General features: G+C 56.0%; 8 protein-coding genes. 7 read left to right on the forward strand and 1 reads right to left on the reverse strand.

The features are described 5' to 3' along the window. Positions 1 to 170 precede the first annotated feature (170 nt). Both purL and guaB read left to right on the forward strand, forming a co-directional pair. Positions 171 to 4,232, forward strand: a complete 4,062-nt coding sequence (gene purL, locus OKX01_RS07635; RefSeq protein WP_264672727.1) for a phosphoribosylformylglycinamidine synthase — start codon at positions 171 to 173, stop codon at positions 4,230 to 4,232. Positions 4,233 to 4,275: 43 nt separating this feature from the next. Beyond that, positions 4,276 to 5,736: an IMP dehydrogenase gene (gene guaB / locus OKX01_RS07640; RefSeq protein ID WP_094196447.1), complete on the forward strand. Its 1,461-nt coding sequence runs from the start codon at positions 4,276 to 4,278 to the stop codon at positions 5,734 to 5,736. 750 nt (positions 5,737 to 6,486) lie between these two features. Here guaB and OKX01_RS07645 read toward each other — a convergent pair. After that, on the reverse strand, positions 6,487 to 7,377 hold the full coding sequence (locus OKX01_RS07645) for an alpha/beta fold hydrolase (RefSeq protein WP_094196448.1): 891 nt from the start codon (positions 7,375 to 7,377) through the stop codon (positions 6,487 to 6,489). Between the two features lie 161 nt (positions 7,378 to 7,538). Between OKX01_RS07645 and guaA the strand changes: the two genes are divergently transcribed. The 5 genes from guaA (at position 7,539) to repC (ending at position 12,701) form a co-directional block, all read left to right on the forward strand. Continuing rightward, a complete protein-coding gene (guaA, locus tag OKX01_RS07650) occupies positions 7,539 to 9,125 on the forward strand; it encodes a glutamine-hydrolyzing GMP synthase (protein ID WP_094198327.1) in 1,587 nt (528 codons plus the stop codon). Positions 9,126 to 9,429: 304 nt separating this feature from the next. Further along, entirely contained in the window at positions 9,430 to 10,632 is a 1,203-nt protein-coding gene (locus tag OKX01_RS07655; protein WP_000954590.1) for a tyrosine-type recombinase/integrase, read from the forward strand. Between the two features lie 147 nt (positions 10,633 to 10,779). Beyond that, positions 10,780 to 11,001, forward strand: a complete 222-nt coding sequence (locus OKX01_RS07660; RefSeq protein ID WP_001179606.1) for a helix-turn-helix transcriptional regulator — start codon at positions 10,780 to 10,782, stop codon at positions 10,999 to 11,001. Positions 11,002 to 11,005: 4 nt separating this feature from the next. Continuing rightward, on the forward strand, positions 11,006 to 11,833 hold the full coding sequence (locus OKX01_RS07665) for a helicase RepA family protein (protein ID WP_001162384.1): 828 nt from the start codon (positions 11,006 to 11,008) through the stop codon (positions 11,831 to 11,833). Further along, positions 11,820 to 12,701, forward strand: a complete 882-nt coding sequence (gene repC, locus OKX01_RS07670; protein ID WP_000743064.1) for a replication protein C, IncQ-type — start codon at positions 11,820 to 11,822, stop codon at positions 12,699 to 12,701. Before OKX01_RS07665 ends, repC begins: the two co-directional genes overlap by 14 nt. Positions 12,702 to 13,253 lie beyond the last annotated feature (552 nt).

Here is a 13,253-nt window from a genome sequence, read left to right on the forward strand (position 1 = left end):
CTTGTCGAGCTTGTCGGGTGCGCTGTGTCTTCAGCCCGGGTCGCGTCACCTTTGTTTGAACTGAATCTTCCCTTTTTCTGCACGCCATTTGCCGATGTGACCTCTTGTGTCGCTTCCGGTTAAAATGGCGTGTTTTCTATTTCTCCCACCTTTTTTGCCCCTCCCGTATCGTGAGCCAAATCCTGTACTTCCCCGGTTCGTCCGTGCTCTCCGCATTTCGTCGTGAGCGTTTGCTAGAGCGTGTCGAGCAGCGCCAACTGCCTGTTGCCGACATTCTTGCCTTGCACGAATACTATGTCTGGACTGAAGAGTCCGGTCTGGATGCCAGTGCGCGCCAGCACCTGAGCGATCTGCTGGACGATGGTCTGCCTGCGCTGGACCCTGAGCCGCCTAAAGGCGCCCTGGTTCTGCGAGTCGTTCCTCGTTTGGGGACCGTCTCGCCCTGGGCCAGTAAAGCGACTGACATCGCCCATAACTGTGGCTTGCAAGCGGTACGCCGTATCGAGCGTGGCGTGCGCTACATCATCACCCCCAAGCGTGGCTTGTTAGGCGCTAAAGAGCTGGATCAGGCGCAGCTGGAGCAACTGGCTGCCTTGCTGCACGATCGCATGACCGAGACGGTAGTGGGCCTGGATTTTGACGGTCAGGACCTGTTCACGCAGTTGGAAGGCAAACCTATTCAGACCGTAGATGTGCTGGGCGGTGGCGTGGCAACCTTGAAGCAGGCCAACGAGGAAATGGGCCTGGCGCTGTCCGAGGACGAAATTGAATACCTGATGGATGCTTTCACACGTCTGGGTCGTAACCCGCACGATGTGGAGCTGATGATGTTCGCACAAGCCAATAGCGAACACTGCCGTCACAAGATTTTTAACGCGCAGTGGGTAATTGACGGTCAAAACCAGGGCAAGACCTTGTTTGGCATGATCCGCGAAACTCACGCCGCTCAGCCTGAAAACACCGTGGTGGCCTATGCGGATAACGCTGCCATCATGACGGGTGGCCCTGCCACCTTGTTCCACGCCGGTATCAACGATCAGGCCAACGAGCCCGTGTATCAGCGCCATGACGCGCTGGTGCATACCTTGATGAAGGTGGAAACCCACAATCACCCCACCGCAATTGCTCCATTCCCTGGTGCGTCTACCGGTGCCGGTGGCGAAATTCGGGACGAAGGCGCAACCGGTCGTGGTTCCAAGCCCAAAGCGGGTTTGACTGGCTTTACCGTGTCCAATCTGTGTTTCCCTGAGCAAATGGAACCTTGGGAAAAAGACTCCCATGGCATTCCTGACCGTATCGCCAGCCCGCTGGACATCATGATTGAAGGCCCGATAGGTGGTGCTGCCTTCAATAACGAATTTGGTCGTCCTAACCTCTTGGGCTACTTCCGTACCTTTGAACAAACGGCAGGCGATCAGCGCTGGGGCTACCACAAGCCCATCATGATTGCCGGTGGTCTGGGCTCGATTGACGATCGCCTGACTCACAAAGACCCGCTACCCGTGGGCGCCTTGCTGATTCAGCTTGGTGGCCCCGGTATGCGTATTGGTATGGGTGGCGGTGCTGCTTCCAGTATGGGTGTGGGGGCGAACCGTGCCGAACTGGATTTTGACTCCGTGCAGCGTGGCAACCCGGAAATGGAACGCCGTGCTCAGGAAGTGATCGACCGCTGCTGGCAGCAAGGCCAGAACAACCCCATTATTGCCATCCACGACGTGGGGGCGGGTGGTCTGTCCAACGCATTCCCTGAACTGGTGAACGATGCCGAGCGTGGCGCCATTTTTGAATTGACTCGCGTTCCGTTGGAAGAGTCGGGTCTGTCGCCTGCTGAAATCTGGTCCAACGAATCCCAGGAGCGTTACGTCCTGGCCATTCTGCCCCAGGACTTGTCGCGCTTCGAGCGTATCGCTCAGCGTGAGCGTTGCCCCTTTGCTGTAGTGGGCGTGGCAACCGAAGAGCGTCAATTGCGCGTGACTTTCGGCGAGGGCCTGCCGGGTGTGGACGACGTGCACACTCCCAAAAGCATCGAGGAGCGTCCTGTTGACGTGCCTATGGATGTGATTCTGGGTAAAGCCCCGCGCATGGAGCGTGACGTCAAGCGTCTGGACGGCGTGGCCGAACAGTTGGACCTGACCGTTATTCCGTTGACTGAAGCCATGCACCGGGTGCTGCGCCACCCCACCGTGGCCAACAAGACTTTCCTGATCAGCATTGGCGACCGCAGTGTGGGTGGCCTGTGCAGCCGCGATCAGATGGTTGGCCCTTGGCAAGTGCCTGTGGCCGATTGTGCTGTGACGCTGGCCGATTTTGAAGGCGTGCGTGGCGAAGCCATGTCCATGGGCGAGCGTAGCCCTAGCGCTATGATCGACGCTGCTGCCTCGGGCCGTATGGCTGTGGCTGAAGCCCTGACTAACTTGGTCGCCAGCGATGTGCGAGACCTGAAAGACGTCAAATTGTCCGCCAACTGGATGGCCGCTTGCGGCGTCGATGGCCAGGACGCTGCTTTGTTCGACACTGTTCAGGCTGTCAGCCAGTGGTGCCAGAGCCTGGGTCTGTCCATTCCGGTGGGCAAGGACTCCTTGTCCATGCGTACCAGTTGGGAACAAGACGGTGAATCCCGTCAGGTGATCTCGCCCGTTTCCCTGGTTGTGACCGCTTTTGCCCAAGTGGCCGATGTGCGTCGCACACTGACCCCTCAACTGCAGACCAATGTGGGCGACACCGCGCTGGTCTTGATCGACTTGGGGCAGGGCAAGCAGCGCATGGGCGCCTCCGTATTGGCTCATGCCTTCAATCAGGTTGGCCAGTCCGTACCGGATATGCAGGATGCCCAAGCCATGCTGGCGTTTGTAAAGGTGATTCGCCAATTGGCCGACCAGGATCTGATTCTGGCCTACCACGACCGTTCCGACGGGGGTTTGGCCGCGACTGTGGCCGAAATGGCCTTTGCCGGTCACACAGGCGTGTCCGTGAATCTGGATATGCTGACCATCGATCCGCATGCTGCCGATTGGGGTGACTACAAGATTCGCGCCGAACAGGTTTCCGTACAGCGTGATGAAATCACCTTGCGTGCTTTGTTCAATGAAGAAGCGGGTGCGGTTATTCAGGTGCCGTTGGCCCAGCGTGATCAGGTCATGCAAACCCTGCGTGAAGCGGGCTTGTCGGCCCACTCCCACGTGATTGGTGGCTTGAACAAGACCGATCAGGTCGAGTTCTACCGTGATGGCGCTTGCATTTACCAGGCCCCTCGTGTGGAACTGGCACAACAGTGGAGTGAAGTTAGCCGCCGCATCATGGAGCGCCGCGATAACCCCGCTTGCGCACAGGCTGAATTTGATCGCTGGGAAGACGTGCAGGACCCCGGTATTACGCCGCGCGTCCTGTTTAACCCGCAGGAAGATATTGCTGCTCCTTTCATCGCTACCGGCAAGCGCCCCCGCGTGGCAATCTTGCGCGAACAGGGGTGCAATAGCCAAGTCGAAATGGCCTGGGCATTTGACACCGCCGGTTTCGAGGCTGTGGACGTACACATGACCGACTTGCTGTCGGGTCGCGCATCGCTGGAAGGCATGCAGGGCATGGTGGCTGTGGGTGGTTTCAGCTACGGCGACGTTCTGGGCGCGGGTGAAGGCTGGGCCAAGACCATTCGTTTCAACAATCAATTGTCCGACCAGTTTGCAGCCTTCTTTGGTCGCAGCGACACCTTCGGTCTGGGTATTTGTAATGGTTGCCAGATGATGGCTGCCTTGGCTCCCATGATTCCAGGTGCGGAGTTCTGGCCACGCTTTACCCGTAACCAGTCGGAAAAGTATGAGGCTCGGTTCTCCAGTGTGGAAATCGCTGCTTCGCCATCCTTGTTCTTCAAGGGCATGGAAGGTACGCGCCTGCCCGTGGCTGTTGCTCACGGTGAAGGCTTTGCCAACTTCCAGCGTCAAGGCGATGTCTCCAAGGTCGCCGCTGCGGTTCACTTTGTGGATCACCGTGGTCAACACACCGAGCAGTACCCACTGAACCCCAACGGCAGCCCTTACGGTTTGACGGGTGTTACCACGGCAGATGGCCGCTTTACCATCATGATGCCTCACCCGGAACGCGTGACGCGTAACGTCATGATGTCCTGGACGCCAGAGCAGTGGGGCGCCGCCGATCAGGGGGCTGATCAGATGGCAAATGGTGGATTTACTCCCTGGATGCGGATGTTTCGCAACGCTCGGGTCTGGATTGCGTAATTGCTTACGCGTATAATCGATTTTTGGACGGAGTTATAAAAGCATGCGTCTCATCAAGAAAGCACTGACCTTCGACGATGTGTTGTTGGTTCCCGCTTACTCCGAGGTTCTGCCTCGTGATACATCCTTGCTCACCCGCTTTACGCGGGACATCACCCTGAATATTCCTCTGGTTTCGGCTGCCATGGATACGGTAACCGAAGCGCGCTTGGCTATTGCCATGGCACAGGAAGGCGGTATCGGGATCATCCATAAGAACCTGACGGCTGATGCCCAGGCACGTGAAGTTGCACGTGTGAAGCGTCACGAGTTCGGTATCGTGATTGACCCGGTTACTGTCACGCCCACCATGAAGGTGCGCGATGCCATCAATCTGCAACGTCAACACGGAATTTCCGGTCTGCCTGTGGTGGAAGCCGGCAAGTTGGTAGGTATTGTTACCAACCGCGATCTGCGCTTTGAAGACCGCCTGGATCTGCCTTTGCGTGATGTCATGACGCCTCAAGAGCGTTTGATCACCATGCACGAAGGCGCCACGCTGGACGAGGCGCAGGCCCTGATGCACCGCCACCGCCTGGAGCGCGTGCTGATCGTTAACGATCAGTTCCAGCTGCGTGGTCTGGCAACGGTGAAGGATATTGTCAAAAACACCGAGCACCCTCTGGCCAGCAAAGACAGCCACGGTCAGTTGCGCGTTGGCGCTGCGGTCGGTGTGGGTGACGGTACCGAAGAACGTGTCGAGAAACTGGCCGCAGCCGGTGTGGACGTGGTGGTGGTGGACACTGCCCACGGTCACTCCCGTGGTGTTATCGAACGCGTTCGCTGGGTCAAGAAGAATTTCCCTCGCATTCAGGTTATTGGCGGCAACATTGCTACCGCTGATGCCGCTCGTGCTCTGGTCGAGGCCGGTGCAGATTGCGTCAAGGTCGGTATCGGCCCTGGCTCTATTTGTACGACTCGTATCGTGGCCGGTGTGGGGGTCCCTCAAATTACAGCAATTGCTGACGTTGCCAAGGCACTGGAAGGTACTGGCGTACCTTTGATCGCTGACGGCGGTATCCGCTTCTCCGGCGATGTGTCCAAGGCTTTGGCCGCGGGTGCATCCGCTTGCATGATGGGCGGTATGTTTGCCGGTACCGAAGAGTCTCCCGGCGAAGTGGTGCTGTTCCAGGGCCGTTCGTACAAGTCCTATCGCGGTATGGGTAGCTTGGGCGCCATGGTCGATGGTTCGGCTGACCGCTACTTCCAGGATCCTTCGAACAACGCTGACAAGCTGGTTCCAGAAGGTATTGAAGGCCGTGTACCTTACAAGGGCAGTGTTATTGCCATTATTTACCAACTGATTGGCGGCATCCGTGCTTCCATGGGCTACTGCGGTTGCAAATCCATTGAGGAATTGCACACCAAGGCCGAGTTCGTGGAAATTACGGCTGCGGGCGTACGTGAGTCTCACGTGCATGATGTGCAGATCACCAAGGAAGCGCCTAACTACCGCGCGGACTGATCTTAGCCAGTCTCTTGCATGCCAGAAACCGCCAGCCTTTGGGTTGGCGGTTTTTTTATGTCAAATTTGGCTGATCGGATGATAGAGGGTGGCCTTGTTTTTGATCAGGGCGTGAAGGTGGCTAGCTAACTGTTTGGAGATGCTGGCAAAACAGTCAAATTCTATTACCATGGCTTATCGTGTGGAGCACCGTGCGGGTAATGTATCTAGCGGCCTGCACAATTAACGCGATTTTCATGACTGGCTTCGCTCCTTGTTTTCCTGTTTTTACTCATCATTCAGATATGTAAAGGAGAGTATGTATGGAACTTAAGCCTGGCCCTAAACCTGTTGCCAAATCAACGGGTAAGCTCGATCAGCGTCGTCGTGACAACAAACAAACCCCTGGAAATACGTCAGCCCTTAAACCTAGTAAGCCTAAGAAATAGCTTCTTTCGCTTTGATTGCTTTTCCATATCGCAGACGCTGCGTGGGAGAAGGATTGAATCGATTCAATAGCCGATTCTGGTCATGATGTGTTTTAACCTGAGTCCAGTGCAAGGACTCAGGTTTTTTAGTTTATTGAAGAAGCCGTTTTGGGGAATAGCGCTTATGGTAGGGTTTGAAAAGTTGGGCCGTAAGCTTGTTATTCAGAGGCTTGGCTCCAGGTCGATACCATTGAGTGCATGAGGGCCGCCGCTGTCCGGCGACATGAGAAAGTGCTCCACGCAAATTCTATTGTCCTGGCGGCCAGGTTTTCCCACAGGCTGACTAGTCTGCAATCTCTAACAGCAAGCGGCTCAGCAGATCTGGGTGGGTAATCGCCGCGCTATGTCCGCTTTCCAATTCACGGAACTCCCAATCCTTCTGCTGGCGGGCCCACTCGCGAGACGTGTCTACGCCGCGAAAAGTCGGCTGCGTGCAGGAAATATAGGAGCAGGGCCGGGAATTGCCGATAACCGGGTTTTGCAATAGCAAAGCCGATTTGTAAACGCTAAGCGGCTGCGGCGTCAGGCGGTTTCCAACGAAGTGCAAATCCTCTGTAGCATGCAAGCCCAACGCGCTAAGGGGAGGAGGGGGGACGGCGGGGATTGTGCTTTGGCCGGCCGAGGCGATCATGTTTTCCACCATTTTTTCAGGTAGGGTATCAAACGTGCTCGTACCATTGGGCAGGATAAAGGCATCCAGATAAATCAGATGGCGTATGCAACGGGGCATGACATCGGCCACACCACTAATCACCAGTCCACCAAAACTGTGGCCCACCAAAATGACATTGGACAGTTCCTCCCAACGTATCAAATTAGCGACATCGTCCACAAAGGTATTCAGGGTGATGTTTGGGTTGAGCAAGTGGCTGCGTTCGCCCAGGCCGGTCAGCGTAGGGGTATAGACTTTATGGCCTTTGGCCTGCAGCCGTGAGGCCAGTCGGGACCAACACCAACCACCATGCCAGGCGCCGTGAACCAGCACAAACGTCAGGCTGTCGGATACCTCGTCGGTATCTTCCTGGCATTCGTAGGCAAAGCTGTGCGAGCGATCGCTGGCGGGACCGGGAGCAGGGATATAGCTGCCGCCGCTTTGCTGTGGACCGGCCTGTGCAGGTCGGGATTCATGGTGTTCATTGAGCTCGCTCGGATGAGGGGTACGACTCGAAGACATGCTGAAACTCCCAAAATGGCTGCATGTACTGTAGCTGCCTTGCCGCATGAATACCAGTGATGCAGGACAATTTCAGCCTGGAGTATTTCTGCGGCTCCCTAAGCGGCGCTACACAGCGTAAAATAGATCCTTTACCGCTTTATTATTGGCTCGATACTTTCATGCACCAGCGAATTCTGATTCTTGATTACGGCTCCCAGGTCACCCAGCTTATTGCGCGTCGTGTACGCGAAGCCGGTGCTTACTGTGAAATTCACCCCGGTGATGTCAGCGATGAATTCATCCGTTCCCAAGAAGGCCTGAAAGGGATCATTCTGTCGGGCAGCCACGCTTCTGTTTACGCCGAAGACGCCCTTCAAGTGCCCGCTGCTGCTTTTAATGCCGGCGTACCCGTTCTGGGCATTTGCTATGGCATGCAAGCCATGGCCCGCCAACTGGGTGGCGTTACGGAAGGCTCGGACAAGCGTGAATTCGGTTACGCCGAAGTCCGCGCTCACGGCCACACCAAGCTGCTGGACGGTATCCAGGATTTCACCACGGCAGAAGGCCACGGCATGCTTAAAGTCTGGATGAGCCACGGTGACAAGGTCACCGCGCTGCCCCCTGGCTTCAAACTGATGGCTTCCACGCCCACCTGCCCCATCGCCGGTATGGCCGATGAAGATCGCGGCTTTTATGCTGTCCAGTTCCACCCCGAAGTCACCCATACCGTCCAAGGTGCTGCCTTGTTCCAACGCTTTGTGCGCGACATCTGCGGTTGCGTGGGCGACTGGAACATGCCGGACTACGTGCAAGAGGCTATTGCCAATATTCGTGAACAAGTTGGCGACGAAGAAGTTATCTTGGCCCTGTCCGGTGGTGTAGATTCCTCCGTTGCTGCCGCTTTGATCCACCAGGCTATCGGCGACAAGCTGACCTGCGTATTCGTGGATCACGGCCTGCTGCGTCTGAACGAAGCCCAGCAAGTCATGAGCACCTTCGCCGACAATATGGGTTTGAAAATCATCCATATCGACGCTTCCGACCGCTTCCTGGGTAAACTGGCCGGTGTTACCGATCCAGAAGCCAAGCGCAAGATCATTGGCCGCGAATTTGTGGAAATCTTCCAGGAAGAAGCCGCGAAACTCAGCAACGCCCGCTGGTTGGCCCAAGGCACAATCTACCCGGACGTCATCGAATCTGCCGCTGCCAAATCCGGTAAAGCCACTGGCATCAAATCCCACCACAACGTGGGTGGCCTGCCAGACACGCTGAACCTGAAGTTGCTGGAACCCCTGCGCGAACTGTTCAAAGACGAAGTGCGCAAACTGGGCGTAGCCCTGGGCCTGCCACCCGCAATGGTCTACCGTCACCCCTTCCCAGGCCCAGGCTTGGGCGTCCGTATCCTGGGTGAAATCAAGCGCGAATATGCAGACCTGCTGCGCCAAGCTGATGCCATCTTCATCGAAGAGTTGCGCAACACCGTCGACCAAGAAACCGGCAAGAACTGGTACGACCTGACTTCTCAGGCCTTCACTGTTTTCCTGCCCGTGAAAAGCGTAGGCGTGATGGGCGACGCCCGTACCTACGAATACGTTGTTGCCATGCGCGCAGTACAGACAACCGACTTCATGACGGCTGACTGGGCTGAACTGCCATACTCGCTGCTCAAGCGTACCTCTGGCCGCATCATCAACGAAGTACGCGGCATTAACCGTGTGACGTACGACGTCAGCAGCAAGCCGCCAGCAACGATTGAGTGGGAATGATTCCGCGTCTGGCACAGCCAGGCACCTGATGGCATGAAATGCCGCTAAGCCCGCGTAATTGCGGGCTTTTTTTTGTTTGTGTTTGGCACGATCTGGCAACGGGAGGAAGCGCCAAGCACCGTTTGAGCATGGCATTAAAGCTGGTATTATGGTTTGGCGATGCCATGATTGATGCCGATACCATGCTGCGTTCTTTTGTGTGTTCATGGTATTAATATTCTATAAGTTACTGTTTCGTAAGAAAAAATACGATAAATTCGAGATTTTTTCAGCATGGTATCGGAGACGAAGAAGGACAAGGTACATGCTGACCGATACCAAGCTGCGCAATCTCAAGCCCAGGGACAAACTCTACAAAGTGAATGACCGGGAAGGTCTCTATGTGGCAGTGACTCCAGCCGGCTCCATCTCGTTCCGTTACAACTACTCAATCAACGGTCGGCAGGAGACCATCACCTTTGGGCGTTATGGTGTCGGTGGCATCACCCTGGCCGAAGCCCGCGAGCTGTTGGGTGACGCCAAGAAGATGGTTGCGGCGGGCAAGTCGCCGGCCAAGGAGAAAGCCCGAGACAAGGCGCGGGTGAAAGATGCAGAGACGTTCGGTGCCTGGGCGGAGAAGTGGCTGCGTGGCTACCAGATGGCCGACTCCACCCGCGATATGCGCCGCTCGGTTTATGAGCGTGAGCTGAAGCCGAAATTCAGCAATCAGAAGCTGGTGGAGATCACCCACGAAGACTTGCGGGCGCTGGCTGATGCCATTGTTGAGCGAGGCGCACCGGCCACCGCCGTTCATGTGCGTGAAATCGTGTTGCAGGTATTTCGCTGGGCCATCGAGCGTGGGCAGAAGGTCGAAAACCCGGCAGAACTGGTGCGCCCAACAAGCATCGCTCGATTCGAGCCACGTGACCGAGCGTTGACGCCAGAAGAAATTGGGCTGATGTACCAGTACATGGAGCGAGTGGGCACAAGCCCAACAAACCGTGCGGCGGCCAAGCTGTTATTGCTGACGATGGTGCGCAAGAGCGAGCTGACCAATGCGACCTGGAGCGAGATCAATTTCAGCGAAGCGTTGTGGACGATTCCAAAGGAGCGGATGAAACGCCGTAACCCGCACCTGGTATTTCTGTCCCAGCAGGCTCTGGATATTTTCATTGCCATGAAAACCTTTGCCGGTGGTTCCGACTTCGTTTTGCCATCACGGTACGACTCGGATGCGCCGATGAGCGCTGCCACACTTAACCAGGTGCTGACGCTGACTTACAAGGCGGCGCAGAAAGATGGGAAGTCACTTACCAAGTTCGGACCGCATGATTTGCGGCGCACAGCCAGCACGCTGTTGCATGAGGCCGGCTACAACACCGACTGGATCGAGAAGTGCCTGGCGCACGAGCAGAAGGGCGTGAGGGCTGTCTACAACAAGGCTGAGTACCGCGAGCAGCGGGCGGCGATGTTGCAGGATTGGGCCGATATGATTGATGAGTGGACTTCGGGAGGCAGTAAGGGTTGATGTTTTTGCTATCTTTGATAGCATTGAAGTTGATGCCGTGAATTTATAAATAAGGCCGCCATTGGCATCGGGCAGGTCAATTACCGATTAGCTGCTTCGCGCAGCTACTCGATGAATAGCAACTATTCATTTGAGAGGTATTGACCCATGCAAAATATAAAGACCCTCATCAACAGGAAGAAGCTCCTGGAGATGATCCCGCTTTCGACACGAACAATTTATAACCTGGAGCAGCGAGGGGATTTTCCACGCCGTATCGCGTTAACCAGTAGAAATGTCGCCTGGGATTTGTCAGAGGTCGAAGAGTGGATTGAGGCACGTAAATCATCGGGTGATCAAGCTGCGCGACCTGGCCCTATAGAGGGCTAGTTATATGGCTCTTGATCTTATGGCGGCTTTCACGGAATTGCCGCCACCCATTGATTATGTTCTGCCTAATATGGTTGCTGGCACTGTTGGTGCTCTTGTGTCGCCTGGTGGGGCTGGTAAATCCATGTTGGCCCTTCAATTGGCTGCACAGATTGCAGGCGGGCCTGATTTACTTGAAATAGGCGAGTTTCCCACCGGGCAAGTGGTCTATCTGCCTGCTGAAGATCCACCGGCCGCTATTCACCATCGTCTGCACGCCCTTGGGGCACACCTCAGCGCAGCGGAACGGCAAGCCGTGGCTGATGGTTTGCTCATTGAACCCTTGATCGGTAAATGCCCAAACATCATGGCTGCTAGCTGGTTCGATGCTCTCAAACGAGCCGCTGAAGGTCGTCGCTTGATGATCTTGGACACTTTGCGGCGCTTCCACATTGAGGAGGAGAACGCTAGCGGGCCGATGGCGCAGGTTGTTGGGCACATGGAGGCCATAGCCGCTGATACAGGCTGCTCCATTGTGTTTCTGCACCACGCGAGTAAAAGCGCAGCCATGATGGGGTCGGGCGATCAACAGCAGGCCAGTCGTGGATCGTCCGTACTGGTTGATAACATCCGTTGGCAATCGTACCTATCCGGCATGACGCAAGGCGAGGCCGAGATACTGGGGGTCGATGATTGTCAGCGTGGGTATTTTGTCCGCTTTGGCGTCAGCAAGGCCAACTATGGCGCACCTTTTCAAGAACTCTGGTTTAGACGGCACGACGGCGGCGTGTTGAAGCCTGCTGTACTGGAGCGGCAGTGCAAGGTGAAAAGGAGACAGCGTGAAGAAGCCTAAGCATGACCTGACCCACGTCCGACATGATCCCGCGCACTGTTTGGCACCTGGCCTGTTCCGCAGCCTCAAGCGTGGCGATCGCAAACGCTGCAAGCTGGACGTGACCTACACCTTTGGCGAGGACGAATCCATGCGTTTCGTCGGATTCGAACCTCTCGGGGCCGATGATATGCGTCTTTTGCAAGGCATCGTGGCCCTTGGCGGCCCGAACGGCATCTTGCTAACCCCGGAACCGACCAGTGAGACGGGGCGACAGCTACGGCTATTCCTTGAACCCCGTTTCGAAGCCATTGAGCAAGACGGCTTGGTGGTTCGTGAGAGCCTGACCAAACTGCTCTCAGAAACGGGCATGACGGATAGCGGCGACAACATCAAGGCGCTCAAAGCCAGCCTGCTGCGCATGTCGAACGTCACCATCCTTGTGACGAAGGGACGGCGGCAAGCCGCGTTCCACCTGATGAGTCATGCTTTTGACGAGACGGACGGCAGGCTATGGGTTGCCCTGAATCCGCGTATTGCCGAAGCGATCCTGGGGCATCGTCCATATGCCCGTATCGACATGGCGGAAGTGCGGGTGCTACAGACTGATCCGGCACGGCTGATGCACCAACGGCTATGCGGCTGGATCGACCCCGGCAAATCCGGGCGCGTGGAACTGGACACGCTTTGCGGCTATGTCTGGCCAGATGAAGCCAATGCCGAAGCTATGAAAAAACGCCGTCAGACTGCCCGGAAGGCACTGGCCGAACTTGCCGCCGTGGGTTGGGTAGTGAACGAATACGCCAAGGGAAAATGGGAGATCAAGAGGCCTGGCCCCACGGCAACTGCACCCGTTTACCGTCGTAACGTTCCCTTGTTACCGTCGTAACGCTCCCCTTCTGCCGTCGTAACGTTCCCCGTCCCAATTTGGAAAACCCAGACGGTGCGCTGCTTTGCGGGCAGTTTGGGAAATCCATCCAAGATTATCTAAAGATAATCCATCATGCGCGGTGCAGCTCGCGCCTTGAGGGCGCGTTCTGACCTTGCCAATAAAGCCCTGGCGGGCTTTATCAATCGGCCATAGGCCGATGGTTTAACGCCAAGAAGAGAAGGCGGCTTCAGTGGCCGCTGAAACGCCTTGTGAGAGGGGAAAACAACCCGGAGTCCCTTATTCCATGAGCTGAAGCAGAATCTGCGTCTAACGGTGCTGGAGGGCCGCTGTGTGCACTTGTAGTTATCTGTACTGAAACCTTGGCTCGAAACGTGAAATGGCTAAGCAGTGCCCATTCGTTCGGTAAGAATAATAAGAAGATTATTATTCTTATTATTACCAAGCAGGAATGAGCCGTGTGTGTTGGACGCCCATAACCAGTAACCTGCGTGAAGGTGTCAACATCAGGAAAGGTTGCCCCTCAAGTATCAATACGTCGCCTTAGTGGTA

The organism is Alcaligenes sp. SMD-FA (genome assembly GCF_025960365.1).
Taxonomy (GTDB): Bacteria; Pseudomonadota; Gammaproteobacteria; order Burkholderiales; family Burkholderiaceae_B; genus Alcaligenes; species Alcaligenes aquatilis.

Excerpts from the sequence above, each read along its gene's own strand:
- guaB (WP_094196447.1), top strand. The coding sequence starts at position 4,276 with ATGCGTCTCATCAAGAAAGCACTGACCTTCGACGATGTGTTGTTGGTT.
- OKX01_RS07645 (WP_094196448.1), bottom strand. The coding sequence starts at position 7,377 with ATGTCTTCGAGTCGTACCCCTCATCCGAGCGAGCTCAATGAACACCAT.
- guaA (WP_094198327.1), top strand. The coding sequence starts at position 7,539 with ATGCACCAGCGAATTCTGATTCTTGATTACGGCTCCCAGGTCACCCAG.
- OKX01_RS07655 (WP_000954590.1), top strand. The coding sequence starts at position 9,430 with ATGCTGACCGATACCAAGCTGCGCAATCTCAAGCCCAGGGACAAACTC.
- OKX01_RS07660 (WP_001179606.1), top strand. The coding sequence starts at position 10,780 with ATGCAAAATATAAAGACCCTCATCAACAGGAAGAAGCTCCTGGAGATG.
- OKX01_RS07665 (WP_001162384.1), top strand. The coding sequence starts at position 11,006 with ATGGCTCTTGATCTTATGGCGGCTTTCACGGAATTGCCGCCACCCATT.